This is a genomic window from Spirosoma radiotolerans, assembly GCF_000974425.1.
GTDB lineage: Bacteria > Bacteroidota > Bacteroidia > Cytophagales > Spirosomataceae > Spirosoma > Spirosoma radiotolerans.
Genome location: NZ_CP010429.1, coordinates 4,345,217 through 4,359,106, shown reverse-complemented (window position 1 = coordinate 4,359,106; position 13,890 = coordinate 4,345,217). Strand labels below are relative to the sequence as shown.

At 48.8% G+C, this 13,890-nt stretch carries 14 protein-coding genes; 9 read left to right on the top strand and 5 right to left on the bottom strand.

The window, feature by feature from the left end; translation table 11 throughout:
* Nucleotides 1-11 precede the first annotated feature (11 nt).
* The gene (locus tag SD10_RS17710; RefSeq protein ID WP_046575550.1) at nucleotides 12-1,337 is read right to left on the bottom strand and encodes a DEAD/DEAH box helicase; all 1,326 of its coding nucleotides are present in this window, start codon (nucleotides 1,335-1,337) and stop codon (nucleotides 12-14) included.
* A 75-nt stretch (nucleotides 1,338-1,412) separates the two neighbouring features.
* Between SD10_RS17710 and SD10_RS17705 the strand changes: the two genes are divergently transcribed.
* The 3 genes from SD10_RS17705 to SD10_RS17695 all read left to right on the top strand — a co-directional run bounded on the left by SD10_RS17705 (nucleotide 1,413) and on the right by SD10_RS17695 (nucleotide 5,306).
* The gene (locus SD10_RS17705) at nucleotides 1,413-2,750 is read left to right on the top strand and encodes a DEAD/DEAH box helicase (protein WP_046575548.1); all 1,338 of its coding nucleotides are present in this window, start codon (nucleotides 1,413-1,415) and stop codon (nucleotides 2,748-2,750) included.
* Nucleotides 2,751-2,867: 117 nt separating this feature from the next.
* Nucleotides 2,868-4,010 carry a DEAD/DEAH box helicase gene (locus tag SD10_RS17700; RefSeq protein WP_046575546.1) on the top strand — a complete coding sequence of 381 codons (1,143 nt, stop codon included), beginning with the start codon at nucleotides 2,868-2,870 and terminating at the stop codon, nucleotides 4,008-4,010.
* Nucleotides 4,011-4,151: 141 nt separating this feature from the next.
* Nucleotides 4,152-5,306 carry a T9SS type A sorting domain-containing protein gene (locus tag SD10_RS17695; protein ID WP_148562466.1) on the top strand — a complete coding sequence of 385 codons (1,155 nt, stop codon included), beginning with the start codon at nucleotides 4,152-4,154 and terminating at the stop codon, nucleotides 5,304-5,306.
* Between the two features lie 301 nt (nucleotides 5,307-5,607).
* Here SD10_RS17695 and SD10_RS30505 read toward each other — a convergent pair whose 3' ends face one another.
* A complete protein-coding gene (locus tag SD10_RS30505; RefSeq protein ID WP_394330448.1) occupies nucleotides 5,608-5,739 on the bottom strand; it encodes a hypothetical protein in 132 nt (43 codons plus the stop codon).
* A gap of 285 nt (nucleotides 5,740-6,024) precedes the next feature.
* Here SD10_RS30505 and SD10_RS17685 point away from each other — a divergent pair, with 285 nt between their 5' ends.
* The 3 genes from SD10_RS17685 to SD10_RS17675 all read left to right on the top strand — a co-directional run bounded on the left by SD10_RS17685 (nucleotide 6,025) and on the right by SD10_RS17675 (nucleotide 8,309).
* Nucleotides 6,025-6,702, top strand: a complete 678-nt coding sequence (locus SD10_RS17685; protein ID WP_046575542.1) for a YMGG-like glycine zipper-containing protein — start codon at nucleotides 6,025-6,027, stop codon at nucleotides 6,700-6,702.
* Nucleotides 6,703-6,809: 107 nt separating this feature from the next.
* Nucleotides 6,810-7,265: a YybH family protein gene (locus SD10_RS17680; protein ID WP_046575541.1), complete on the top strand. Its 456-nt coding sequence runs from the start codon at nucleotides 6,810-6,812 to the stop codon at nucleotides 7,263-7,265.
* 147 nt (nucleotides 7,266-7,412) lie between these two features.
* Entirely contained in the window at nucleotides 7,413-8,309 is an 897-nt protein-coding gene (locus SD10_RS17675) for an alpha/beta hydrolase (protein WP_046579720.1), read from the top strand.
* A gap of 104 nt (nucleotides 8,310-8,413) precedes the next feature.
* On the opposite strand, the gene SD10_RS17670 is transcribed toward SD10_RS17675, so the two are convergent.
* Together SD10_RS17670 and SD10_RS28820 are read right to left on the bottom strand one after the other, a co-directional pair.
* The gene (locus SD10_RS17670; protein WP_046575539.1) at nucleotides 8,414-9,181 is read right to left on the bottom strand and encodes a cupin domain-containing protein; all 768 of its coding nucleotides are present in this window, start codon (nucleotides 9,179-9,181) and stop codon (nucleotides 8,414-8,416) included.
* 217 nt (nucleotides 9,182-9,398) lie between these two features.
* The gene (locus tag SD10_RS28820) at nucleotides 9,399-10,700 is read right to left on the bottom strand and encodes a T9SS type A sorting domain-containing protein (RefSeq protein WP_052731216.1); all 1,302 of its coding nucleotides are present in this window, start codon (nucleotides 10,698-10,700) and stop codon (nucleotides 9,399-9,401) included.
* A gap of 156 nt (nucleotides 10,701-10,856) precedes the next feature.
* Here SD10_RS28820 and SD10_RS17660 point away from each other — a divergent pair, with 156 nt between their 5' ends.
* Nucleotides 10,857-11,939 (top strand): SDR family NAD(P)-dependent oxidoreductase, encoded by a 1,083-nt coding sequence (locus tag SD10_RS17660; protein WP_046575537.1) that lies wholly within the window; start codon nucleotides 10,857-10,859, stop codon nucleotides 11,937-11,939.
* 127 nt (nucleotides 11,940-12,066) lie between these two features.
* Nucleotides 12,067-12,351 (top strand): hypothetical protein, encoded by a 285-nt coding sequence (locus tag SD10_RS17655; RefSeq protein WP_046575535.1) that lies wholly within the window; start codon nucleotides 12,067-12,069, stop codon nucleotides 12,349-12,351.
* A 100-nt stretch (nucleotides 12,352-12,451) separates the two neighbouring features.
* Here SD10_RS17655 and SD10_RS17650 read toward each other — a convergent pair whose 3' ends face one another.
* Entirely contained in the window at nucleotides 12,452-12,712 is a 261-nt protein-coding gene (locus SD10_RS17650) for a DUF6582 domain-containing protein (protein WP_227699003.1), read from the bottom strand.
* A 78-nt stretch (nucleotides 12,713-12,790) separates the two neighbouring features.
* Here SD10_RS17650 and namA point away from each other — a divergent pair, with 78 nt between their 5' ends.
* Entirely contained in the window at nucleotides 12,791-13,861 is a 1,071-nt protein-coding gene (gene namA / locus SD10_RS17645; protein ID WP_082111631.1) for an NADPH dehydrogenase NamA, read from the top strand.
* Nucleotides 13,862-13,890 lie beyond the last annotated feature (29 nt).

Here is a 13,890-nt window from a genome sequence, read left to right as displayed (position 1 = left end):
GACGTTTTCTATTAGCGGGCAACCTCAATCTTATACTTCTTGCCTTTCATCTTTTCCTGACGGATTTTGCTCAGTAACGACTGAACTTTCTCCTGCTTTACGGCGGCAAAGGAGATAAAATCCTGCACGTCGATACGCCCCAGATCGCCTTTCTCCAAACCACCTTTCTGGGCAAAGAAGCCAACAATATCGACTTTATTCAGCTTGTTTTTCTTACCGCCACTAATGTACAGGGTCACAAAATCGGGGGGCTCGGGCAGGTTGGTTTTGGCTGAAAGATGAAGTTCGTCGAGCGAGTCAGCCGCCAGATAAGCCGGTGGCGCTTCGTCGCGGGACAGAATGACATAGGCTGTTCCGGTGGCCTGCATGCGGGCTGTTCGGCCATTGCGGTGCGTAAACTCGTGTTCCTGCAAAGGCAGGTGATAGTGAATGACATGCTTCATTTCGGGAATGTCCAGCCCACGGGCGGCTAAATCCGTCGTGACCAGATACCGGGTACTCCCATTCCGAAATTGAATCAGCGCCCGTTCCCGGTCGGCCTGCTCCATACCACCATGATATACGAGCGAGTGAATACCTCGTTCGGCCAGCAGCTCGCTGGTGCGTTCGGATGCATCCCGGTGATTGCAGAAAATCAGGGCGGACTCCGAATTCAGCGAACAAAGCAGCGAAAACAGGGTGTCAATCTTATCCTTTGACTCCGAATAAACTAGTTTGGTTGTCAATCCGGCAGGATCGTCCGTTTCAGCCGCAAACGTTAGCCGGGCGGGAGAGTTGAGCCGGATGAACTCAGGAATGCTGATGCCCGAGGTAGCCGAGACGAGCACGCGTTTGCGCAGGTTTCGCAATCCGTGGACAATGAAATCCATCTCGTCGTGGAAGCCCAGCGCCAGCGATTTGTCGAACTCGTCCAGCACCAGTGTATGAATACCATCCAGCGAAAAGCTACGACGGGTAATGTGATCGGCAATGCGGCCAGGTGTACCAATCAGCACGGCGGGTGGATTGCTCAGATTTTTGATTTCGGTTTCTACTGGATGCCCGCCGTAGCACACATTTACTTTATAGCCTGTCGACATTTTTTTCCAGACCTGTTCAATCTGCATTGCCAGCTCGCGCGAAGGGGCCAGAATCAGGCATTGCACCTTCGTCTGGTCGGGTTTAAGCAGGTCGAGGAGGGGCAGGAGGAACCCCACCGTTTTTCCAGATCCGGTAGGCGCAATTAGAAACGTATCATTGTCCTGCCGGATCGCTTTTTGGGCGGCTTTCTGCATGGGGTTCAGTGCTGAAATGCCGAGGTTTGTCAGAATTTGTGCTTGCTGCTGAGGGCTTATCATCCCGTAAAAGTAGCGCAAAATGCGGGGGCTACTAAACTTAGCCGTACCTTCGTAGTCTATTTGACCGGAAAGGCTATGACATTTGACGAACTGAATTTAAATAAACCTCTGCTGAATGCATTGAATGATCTGGGCTATACAACCCCGACGACTATTCAGCAGAAGGTATTCTCGGTCGTCATGTCCGGTCAGGATGTGTGTGGTATTGCGCAAACGGGAACCGGTAAAACATTTGCCTACCTGCTGCCCGCCCTCCGGCAGTTTCAGTTTTCCAAAGACCGGCTCCCCCAACTGCTCATCATTGTGCCCACGCGGGAACTGGTCGTTCAGGTCGTCGACGCCATTAAAAAGCTCACGCCCTACATGAACTTGACCGTTGTGGGTGTGTATGGCGGGGTAAACATGAAAGCACAGACAGTGGAGGTTCAGCAAGGACTGGACGTCCTGGTGGCAACTCCCGGCCGACTGGCTGATTTGATGCTGAACGGGATACTGAAAACCAAAGCCATCAAGAAACTGGTCATCGATGAATTCGATGAAATGCTGAATCTGGGCTTTCGGACGCAGTTGAAAGTGATTCTGGACTTGTTACCGCCCAAGCGGCAGAACCTGCTGTTTTCGGCTACACTTACGGACGATGTCGATCAATTGGTGAATGAGTATTTCAACCGGCCGGTTCGGGTAGAAGCTGCGCCTACGGGTACTCCGCTGGATAATATCGACCAGTCGGCTTACCTGGTTCCCAATTTCTATACGAAGATCAACCTGCTCACGAATCTGTTGAACCGCAATGCGGTGATGACGAAAGTGCTGGTTTTTGTGGCTACCAAGCAACTGGCCGATCAGTTGTATGAGCAGTTGGAATCGGGCTTTCCGGATCAGGTAGGCGTTATTCACTCCAACAAAGCGCAGAATTACCGCTTCGAGACGGTCAATAAATTTAAAGCCGGGGCCTGTCGCATTCTGGTTGCTACCGACATTATTGCCCGAGGTATCGATGTGGCCGACGTTTCGCACGTGATCAACTTCGACCTGCCCGACGTGCCCGAAAACTACATTCACCGGATTGGGCGAACGGGGCGTGCTGACCGAACGGGCATTGCGATTTCGTTCATCACCGAGAGTGCTAAAGAACAGCAGGCGGCTATCGAGCAACTAATGAATCGGCCGATCCCTATGCTGCCCCTGCCCGAAAACCTGGTTATCTCGGACGAACTGACGGCTGACGAAAAGCCCAAGGTGCACATGAAAACCATCGAGGTCAAACCACCCCGGCGCGAAGATGTGGGTCCGGCTTTTCACGAGAAGATCGACAAGAATAAAAAGGTCAACGTCCGGCGCGATATTGCCGCCGAGAAAATGCTGAAATATGGTCGGCCCATCAAGCGGAGCGGCAAAAAAAAACGGGATTAGGCAAAATTAAGCCAAATTTCTAATCCATAGCTTTGGTTGTAGGTACATGCCTATTTCCCACGGTCCGTGTCCTCACGGACCGCACATCCATTAGCCGGTCTATTACGTCAATTACTCATGCCATTTTCATCGCTTGGTTTGTCGAAACCGCTTCTGAAAGCAATCTCCGCTCAGAGCTATACAAAGCCTTATCCCATTCAGTTGGCTGCCATACCGCCCATTTTGGAGGGTAAGGATATATTGGGCATTGCCAAGACCGGCTCGGGTAAAACGGCGAGTTTTGTATTGCCGATCCTGGAACTGTTTCAGCGGAAAAGCGTTGCCCGGAACCGATTTGTCAAAGCCCTGGTGCTTGTGCCCACCCGTGAATTAGCCGTTCAGGTTGCGGAGGTTTTCCATGTCTTTGGTGAAACATTGCCCCGACTGGTAAAAACGGTAGCCGTTTATGGTGGCGTATCCATTAACCCCCAGATGATCGCTTTGCGGGATGCCGAAATCGTTGTCGCCACGCCCGGCCGCCTGCTGGACCTAATGGCATCCAACGCGCTGCAACTGACAGAGGTCGACACACTCGTGCTGGACGAAGCCGATAAAATGCTGGACCTTGGGTTTGAGGAGGAGATGGAGCGCATTTTTGACCGTTTACCCCGTCGTCGGCAGACCATTCTGTTTTCCGCAACGTTAGGTGATGCAATTCAGGATATTAACGCGGCTTTGCTGCGGAATCCGGTAAAAATTGAGATTGTCGAAGAAGAGCAGAATCTTGACCTGATCAGGCAGATCGCTTACCGGGTTTCCCCAGAACGCAAAGGCCCACTCCTTCGCTACCTGATTAAATCGGGGCAGATGAAGCAGGTGTTAGTGTTTGTATCGTCTACCCGAACGGCCGATAATGTCGTCGTCAAGCTGAATAAAAACGGTATCCAGGCAGCCGCCATTCACAGCGGAAAAACGCAGGGTGCCCGAACGGATGCCTTAACGAAGTTTAAAGCGGGAAGGCTGACCGTTCTGGTTGCTACTGACTTGATTGCCAGAGGGATCGATATTCAACTGTTGCCGCATGTAATCAATTTTGAATTGCCCCGATCCCCTAAAGATTACATTCACCGGATTGGCCGAACCGGCCGGGCTGAAGCACAGGGAGAAGCTATTTCATTAATTTGCCCGGATGATGAACACCACTTTAAAATTATCCAGAAAAAAATGGGAAAACGGGTGGAGATATTCGATACCGAAGAACTGGATTTGATGGGGTATTAGTAGAATATATTTAGTATGGTCTAAGAAAAGGCACAAGTAGGGTAATTGTCCAATCGAAATGCGATTCATCTTTTGATTGCTACGCTAAGTTTCATATTATTACACCTAATCGTAAATTATGTTACTTAATTTGGTGCGGATATGAGATTACTTTACAGATTCTGGCTTCTATCAGGTATGTTTCTGGTTGGGCCCGTTAAAAGCTTTGGTCAAGTTATTTACAGCAATACATTTACGGGTGCCAGTGCATGCCCAACACAAGGTAATACGCCCGTCGTATCAGCCAATGCAACGGGTACACCGTTTACCCGAAGTACAGTAACCTGTACTGCTTTTACAGGGGTGTTTAATTCCGCAACACTCAATAATACCGCCAGCATTAATAACTCCTCCTACATCGAATTTTCTGTAACCGCTAATGCGAATGCCAAACTTAATGTTACCTCGTTGAGCTTTGTCCGTGATGCCAGTAACAGCGCGCCCAATCAGTTGGAAGTCCGGTATAGTACAGATGGATTTGCTACATCGACCAGTTGGGGCGCGGCCCCAATTACCCCGACAACAGGTGCATCGACAATATGGGATTTTGCTGATTTCTCGGTGCCCGGTGGTACAACCCTTACCTTTCGCTTTTACCCGTACGGTACACAGCGTGCAGATCTGGGCGCTGGTACGGCTTCGGGTACAACGGGAACATTTAGCGTTGATAATGTGACGTTAAATGGCACTTCGCCCTTACCCGTTAACCTTGTTTCGTTTGTGGGAAAAGCCAGCAAAAACGGCGTTGTGTTGACTTGGGTTACCGCCTGGGAAGAAGAAAACCAGGGGTTTGAGGTGCAAAAAAGTATGGATGCCAAAAGCTTCGAAGGGGCTGGTTTTGTCGATGGAAAGAATAGTTCGAAAACACAGTCTGTTTACGAGTTCACTGACCAAAATGTGTTGCCGGGCCTAACATACTATTACCGGTTGAAGCAAAAAGATTTAAATGGAGAGACGAGTACGTCTAAACTAGTAGGCGTACGCGCGTGGGCCGATGAACAGGAGGCAGGAATCGTCATCTATCCCAACCCAAGCCAAGGTATGTTTACCGTTTCTGGAAACGATTTAGATAAGGCTGGCATCCATCTTTATGCGCCCTCCGGTGCTGAAATACCCATCCAGATAGCCGAAACGGAGAATCGTCAAAAATTAGACATTCAGGTAAAGACTTTTTTGCCGCCGGGTATCTATTTTCTAACTAATAACGCCCCTGATGGAATGGGAATAAAGCGATTAAAAGTCCTGTTTTCTAAGTGAAGTTTTACTGATACAAAGGATTTCTATCCAATAGAATGCGAGTTAAGGATCAAGGCCTTAGCTCGCATTCTATTGGATAGAAATGTATATTAAAAATTGGCTTCGTCGGCGCTGGGGCCGTAACTGCCTGGAATTGGACTATTCAGCAAACGCAGGTCAACACCTAATTGGGCCTGGTGATGGACAATTTGGGAAAAGTGTTGTTAATAACTCGGGGTGAATAGGGGTTGGTGGCAAAACCAAGCCTACTGGTTATCAAGGCCAGTGTGACCCAGGAAGGTAGCTCGGCAATGTGCGTGGATCATTGCCGAATGGTCATGCTTTTCGGATGTGGCTGCCAGCCATATTTATCATTTGGCACCCTTTCGAGCATTTTCCGAGTTGTCTGCGCTTCCTGTTGCATCTCTTTTACCAGCAGTTGAATCTGTGACATGGCCAATTGGTTTTGGTTGATGATACAAAGTAAAGGCCAGGCACTGAGAGCCCTGTGTCAGTAGTATTTCATAAATTTTTGTGGTTTGGTCAGAGAACCGAAAAGGCGCTTACATCGTATGTATGGAGGATTTTTCAACTAAAATCTGAGGCAGGGCGCTGACTAAAGTTACCTGATAAATTAAACTTAATATGTGCAGATTGGTCTGAGAACAAACAATAGCCTAACAAGCTAAGTTGATTGCAAGATGTATATACGTACATTTCTCACCAAAAAAATGACGCTATGAAAACGAATCGAAATATGGCCCTGCTGATACTAGTGACGAGTATACTTGGCCAATCCGTACATGCACAATCATGGTCCCCACAAACGAAAGGAGCTGTTATCGGGGCCGGTACCGGTGCTGCCGTGGGCGCTATTATTAATAAACGTAATCGGGCCGTTGGCGGTGTAATAGGGGGCGTAATCGGTGGCGCGGGCGGATATGCCATTGGTAAACAGGGTAAAAAACGCTGGAGTCCTCAAGCCAAGGGTACGGCCATTGGCGCGGGTGTTGGGGGCGCGGCAGGCGCTATCATCAACAAACGGAACCGGGTAGTCGGTGGTGTTATTGGCGGTGTGGCTGGTGGCGCGGCTGGGTATGCCATTGGTAAGATTAAAGACAACAAGAATAAAGAGGCCGCTCGGATTGCCGCAGCCAACAGAGCTGAAGCCGAACGGAATGCTGCCGCTAGAGCAGCCGGGCAGGCAAGAGCAGCTGACAGCAAGCCAGCTGTTGCCGCATCGTCCTCTGGGGCAACAACCGTTAACGAACCGAGTGTTGTACAGCCCGTAGCAATGCTGGCCGCTCACCCAAATATGCCAGCCGCTACGATCAGCGCGGGCTATCTGGAAAATGAAACCTACGGCGATCCATCTGCTCCGTATGGCACGTCTGAATATAGACGTAAAAGCTGGTAATCACCAATAAATAAGTTGTTTTCTACCGATTGCCGGGCAACGTTTCTCTGGATACGCTGCCCGGCAGGTAGCCCCTTTTTCTCTCACCAACGTTATTAACTACATTTATGAAATCGTTCATTGGAATAGCACTCATCTCGGTGTTCTTTAGCGCATGCTCACCATCTGGCGAAGCCGTTAATGTTCAGGACCTTGACCGGCAGTTTATCGATGCCTGGAATAATAAAAATGCGGATAAGATAACGGCATTTCTGGCCGAGGATGTTGATTTTCTGCAGGGCAATGTTCATTACAAAGGCAAGTCGGATGTGGCAAAGCAATGGGTACAGGCCACACTGCCCACATTAGCCAATCTGAAGACCAACATTATCAGTTCAGCTACCGATACACATACGGCCTATGAGGCCGGTACATTTGCAGTCGATGTACTGACGGATGTTCCTAACCAGCCACGGGGCTTTGGCGAAGGTAATTTTATCCTTCTCTGGAAGAAAGGCGATGATGGCACCTGGAAACTGAGCTACGCGCAGTTGGAAGACTTACCGGTACAAGTTAAGAATTAACGAATATTTACTTATGTCTAACAAAAGCCTGCAGAAACGCAGGCTTTTCTAATTTTAGCGGACTTACACACGCTCTTCCTGGCTTTTTCGAACGATTGTTTAGTTAAAATCCTCTAGCTTTCGGCCTCACTGATGAGGTTTTTCAAGATGCTTCTTCTTCGACTGCTCTGGCAGATTCCAACGGGTTTAGTACTGGTCGTGGTTGTCCTGCTACTTATTAATGAGTATGCTATCGCTCGCCCCAGCCGACGTACCAAAGACATAGCCTACGTGACAATGAATGCTTCTGGTGTCGATGCCGAACGCCATTTGCTGGACGTTTACACGCCGAGAAAGGTAGCTGCTTCCACAAAACTGCCCGTGGTCGTATTTATTCACGGAGGCAACTGGAACAGCGGCAATAAAAATCTTTACGCTTTTGTTGGGCGCCGGTTGGCGAAGCAGGGCGTGGTGGCGGTCATTATCAATTATCAGCTTTCGCCCGCTGTATTGGTTCCTGCCATGGCTAATGATTGTGCCCAGGCCGTCCATTGGGTTAGCCAACACATTGCCGAGTTCGGTGGAGATCCGGGCCGTATTTTCGTAATGGGCCATTCAGCGGGTGGTGGACTGGCCGCTTTACTGGCTACTGATGATCGGCTGTTTGCCCGGCTTGGTTTAGCCACAAATCCAGTGAAAGGAGCCATTCTGGACGATGCTGCCGGGCTGGATATGTTCGATTACCTGACCAAAATGGAATATCCAAACGACCAGCAGTACCTGATTCCGTATGGGAAAGATCCAGCCGTTTGGCGCGCCGTTTCGCCTATGTATTACGTCAATGACCATACGCCCCCTATGTTGATGTATTCGGGTGAACGTACTTACCCAAGTATCACCAGCAGTTCACAGCGGTTTCATCAGTTACTTCTAAACCATCAGGTGAAGCATGAATACAAGGTGCTGCCCGGTAAAAAACACATAGCGATGGTAACCCAGTTATTCTGGCAACACAACATCATCTACCGTGAGTTACTGGACTTTGTTGATGCTAAAAAAAGGTAAGCGCTTGCTAATGAATCTACTTATTTATCTGAATTAATAAACCGTCGAAATAGAATCCTTTTTTCATTCTTGCCGGGTTTTAACCCGATGAGAAGGTAGGTTTGTTACTCAAACTGAAAAGCAAAATAAGTGCAGCTTCCCCGACTTGTGTTCTGAATCGCGTGCGGAACATTGGATTCGAGGAAGATGAGGTCGCCAACGGTGGCCGGATGTAGCTTTCCACTGATGCTCTCCTGAGCTGAACTGTCGATCATCAACAGGATTTCGGCTGCCCGGTGCGTGTGCGGTGGATGGCTCCATAAGTCCCTATTGAGCGTCGTCACATGCATTTCGAAGCGTTTTGTCATGGCCGTTGCCCGGTCGAACATCCGCCGGATACCCCCTTTGTCGTGCGGTTGAAAAACCACATCGTTCCACTCGATCCAGAATGAACCACCCGACGTCTGGCCACGCGCCTTGTCCACCGGTTCTTTGGCTGTATACCGCATCACGTAGTAGGTGGCGGGAGAATCTTCTTTGTTTTCGAACCCATGCTCATCGCCCGGCATGAAAAGCGCAATGCTTCCTGCGCCCAGCGTTTTCGATTTTCCGGCCATGGTTACCGTTAGCTTACCTTCTTTTATGATGAGCAACTCCTCATCGTCGTGTTTGTGGGCCGGATGAGGAGCCTGCTTCGGCAAAAGGGTTGTCGCGTGAATTTTGATATGGCTGAAGTCGGTCGAAGAGCCTTCGAGGATAACCCGTTGTTCAGAGGTAGATTTATTCGTTACGGGTGCCTGAGCCCATGCATACACAGCCGACTCAACGGGTTGCGAAAAGCCGAATCTGGCTGTCAGCACAAGAATAACGAAACAGGCGATGCGTAAGGTCATAAGGCTGGTTGACGTTAATCTGTTAAAGTCAAGGATTAGGAATGAATACTCCTTTCGAACCATATTGACTACCAGTAGGCCGCTGTTCTGGAATTGGCGTTACGAAAACCAGCCAGGTCATGGCCTGGTTGGCAATTGCCTGGTACTGCCTTACAGTCTGGCCAGTAGCACCAGGCAGTTTGTACCATGATGAATCAATTCAGCCTGATTCTATCTGCTATTGTTTGATTACTTTGCGCATAAAGTGCTGATCGCCAATGCGAATATTTGTAAAATAAAAACCCGTTGGAAAATTAGCGGTCGCTACTGTACGAACCAGGGTAGGCTCATTTTTTTCGCCCGAGACTGATGCGTAAAGTTTCCCTTCGGCCGAGTACAGCTCAATGGCATACGTTCCGTTTGTGAGTGTATTAAGGGTAATCGTCAATTCATCGGAAAACGGATTGGGTTTTAGGCTGGCAGCATTGTCATTATTGGCAAAGGCAATACTAACTATTTTCGAATATGTATAGGTGTTGTCTAGATCAACCTGTTTCAGGCGATAATAAAACGTTTCACTTCGGGCATCAACGTCTGTCCATTCATACCGACGGACACCAGACTGTTCTATCTGGGAGGCAATGCGGGGGCTTACGGTCTCGAAGCTAACCGCGTCGGTGCTACGCTCAACCTGGTAATAATCAAAATTTTGCTCAAGTGAACTGGTCCAGTTCAAGCGTACCCCTTCACCAAACGATTGCGCCTGAAAGGAAGTCAGACGTACGGGTAAGGCCGCAAAGCAGCCCCCACCTGCCAATGCGCTTGAGCAGTTAGGATTGACCGTAGCGCTACCGAATTTATTAGGGTTAGGAACAGCTCCTGAGAGACAAACGCTTATGTTGCTGGTATTTGTTAATACCTGATTGAAGTTGCCAACGCTGCCGCGAATAGTATAACAGCCTCTACTGGACGTAGTGGTGGAGTTGGCCTGATCATTTTTCGTAAACTGGTTCGTGTTGACGATACCATTGTTTAAGCACACACTTCCATTGCCATTAATGCCAAAATTGCCATTTGAATACAGGGTCGATCCCTGGTCAACGTATAGTGCCCCGTTTATGTCTAAGTTGTTAACAGTCAGGGTAGCGCTGTTTTCAACAATGACAGATGATGACGCGTTTATTGACGTCAAGTTTGTCAATGTAAGGCTACTTCGAATTCGAAGCGTGCCTCCCCCTACATTAAAATTTAAAGGATTTGAAGCCGAGCTACCATTGTAAATAACAGTGCCACCATTAACATTTCCACCATTAATTTGGCCAGCTCCCGATACGCAAATCACCGCCGACCCGCTCAGGTTCAGGTTACTAATGGATGTAGTTACGCAGTAAGTACCGGAACTGATATTGAGATTGCTGCCGGTAAGGTTTGAACAGCCTGCACAACTGGGTAGCGAAGGTATCGTACATTGACCAAAGACACCTAGTTGGCTAGTAAAAATAAATAAGGCAATCAGAAAGGAAGGAAATACAGGTTTCATACTTTGAGTTACGTTTAGCCCACGAATTAGTATTTTTTGTAAATATAGAGAGTTATAAAATCTATATAAATGGATATTAAATAAGATCTGCTGATTTAGCTATAACCTTCCTGCCAAATGGCTGTTATGGTAATTCAACGATAGGAAGAACAAACCATGAATGCATCAATTCAAACGAAAGCCTTGCTTTGGGGCCTTGCTGCTGTAGGCACATGGACGGCCATTAAAGCCGTACTGGCTCAGAAACGTAAAATCGATTTTCGGGATAAGACCGTATTGATTACCGGCGGATCGCGGGGACTGGGTCTTGAACTGGCCAGGCTCCTGGCGAAGGAAGGGGCTAATCTGGCGATCTGTTCCCGTGATCCCGATGAACTCGACCGGGCCGAAGAGGAACTGACGCAACTGGGAGTGGTTGTTTACACTGAGGTATGCGACGTAACGAACAAAATTCAGGTTGAACATTTCGTAGAGAACGTCCGACAGGCTCTAGGGCCGGTTGATGTGCTCATCAATAATGCAGGGACAATCATCGTGACGCCCTACGAACATGCAACGGAAGATGATTTTCGGTACGCCATGGATACCCATTTCTGGGCGACATTTTATATGACCAACGCCGTATTGCCGCACATGTTAGCACGTACTGAGCAAGAGGGCAAATCCATGCCGGGCACCTCCATGCCGGGCAAATCCATGCCGGGCCGTATTGTGAATATTACGTCGATTGGTGGCAAAGTCTCAGTGCCTCATTTGATGCCTTACTCGACCAGCAAGTTTGCACAGGTGGGCTATTCGGCAGGGCTGCGGGCAGAGTTGCAGAGAAAAGGAATTTACGTGACAACAGTCTCGCCCGGCCTGATGCGAACGGGTAGTCCACGGAATGCTATCTTCAAAGGTCAGCATGAAAAAGAATATGCGGCTTTTAAAGTGAGTGATTCAATTCCGTTTTTAACGATGGGATCGAGGGAGGCCGCCCGCGAAATCATAGAAGCCTGTCGGTATGGCGAAGCCGAGCGCGTGATTTCGCTGCCCGCTAAAATAGGGGTGGCTCTTCAGGGACTGGCTCCCAATCTGGTGGCCGAAACGATGGCTATCGTCAATTCGATACTGCCCGATCCTGGTGGAATCGGAGAAAAACGCGCCTTGGGGAAAGACAGCGAAACGGCCCTTTCAGAATCGGTATTGACTACTCTGACCGACCAGGCCGCCGACCGAAACAACGAAGTAGTAGATTAAGGTTGGATTAAAGAACCGGTTGCTTTAAACAAGACTACTCAATATTGGTTAAGTAGTAGAATCTTAGTTAGAATTACTGACTTCAAAACGATAATCACTCACTAAAAGGCTTCAAGCCACCATTGTTATGAAAAAAGTACTTATTGCATTCGCTGCACTTGCCTTGACCTTTAGCGTTGCTCAGGCCCAGGATAGCAAAATGAAAAAGAAAGCAGATGTTGTTGAAGCAAAAGCAGAAGTTGCTGGCGACAAAGCCGCTTTGAAAGCAAATAAAGCCGAACGGGAAGCCGCTAAAATGACCGGTGATAAGGACGCCCTCAAAGCAGCCCGTAAAGACCGGGTGAAAAAGGAAGGCGAACTGATGAAAGACCGCGCTAAAAAAGATGTTAAAGTCGTGAAAGAGAAGATCTAATTAGGCCTTCCCTGATGTAAAAAAAACGCCCGGCTTTTCGAAGTTGGGCGTTTTTCGTTGCAAGAAGAAACGAACGATTGTTGCTGATAGTCTGGACAGATTACTCTTCGTCAATGGTCACGTCATGCTTTTTGGCCGCTTTTCTGATGCGGTCTTTAATCACGTTCACTTCGTCGGCGTCATATTTAGCCGCGTTGTCTTTGTGATTGATGTAATTCCAGGCAGCCCGAACGTGTTCTGGCGTATCGATAGGGTACTTTTTGTTTGTGCGGTCGGCGAAGTCAACGTCGCCATATTTATGCTCGCCTTCTTTCGGATTGACGTCATCCCGCCGGTCAATTTTTGAATCAGTAGCCATCATTATTGAGGTTTTGTTGTGGTATTTCTAACGATAATCAAGAATGAATGTTTATAGTTAGTAACGTCTTTTAAAACTTGTATGTCTGCTCTGTTTAGTCCGCTTTCTATCCGTAGTATTCAACTCAAAAATCGCCTTGTCGTATCGCCCATGTGTCAATATTCCAGCGAAGACGGCTTCTCCACCGACTGGCATCTGGTGCATTTAGGCAGCCGTGCCGTTGGGGGAGCGGGGCTAATCATAACTGAGGCTGCAGCCGTATCGCCTGAAGGGCGGATTTCGCCGAATGATCTGGGTATCTGGAAAGATGAACACATTGCCGGTCTGAAACGAATTACCCAGTTTATTCAGCAGAACGGGGCTGTTGCAGGTATCCAACTGGCACATGCGGGTCGGAAGGCCAGTACCAGACGCCCGTGGGAGGGAGGCAAAGCGATTTTCCCGAACGAAGAAAATGGCTGGCAGACCGTTGCGCCCAGTGCCATTCCGTTTGTAGCTGATGCACCAGCCCCATTGGCTCTGACGGAAGATGGTCTCGAAAAAGTGCGGGCTGATTTTGTGGCCGCTACACAACGATCAATTGAGGCCGGCTTTCAGGTTATCGAACTGCACGCAGCCCACGGGTATCTGCTCCACCAGTTTTTGTCGCCGTTGAGCAATCAGCGCACCGATGCCTACGGCGGTTCATTCGAGAACCGTATCCGTTTGTTACTGGAAGTCATCGAGCGCGTCCAAACGGTCTGGCCAGCAACATTGCCGTTATTTGTTCGCATATCGGCAACGGATTGGACGGAAGGTGGCTGGACAATTGAGGATTCCGTAAAGCTGGCGGGAATTCTTAAAGAGAAAGGTGTCGATGTACTGGATGCCTCGACAGGTGGCAATGTAGCGAACGCAAAAATTCCCGTTGGCCCCGGTTACCAAGTGCCTTTCGCCAAGCGCATTAAGCAGGATACCGGTATAACAACGGCGGCTGTTGGCTTGATTACAACGGCCAGTCAGGCCGAAGAAATCCTGACAACCGGACAGGCAGATTTAATTCTGTTGGCACGGGAGTTTCTACGGGACCCCTATTTTCCACTGCATGCCACACACGATCTAGGAGATGAAACGGTGTGGCCTATACAGTACGAACGGGCTAAACCGCGGTGAATAAGTGAAGTAGATTAAACATTTTACTG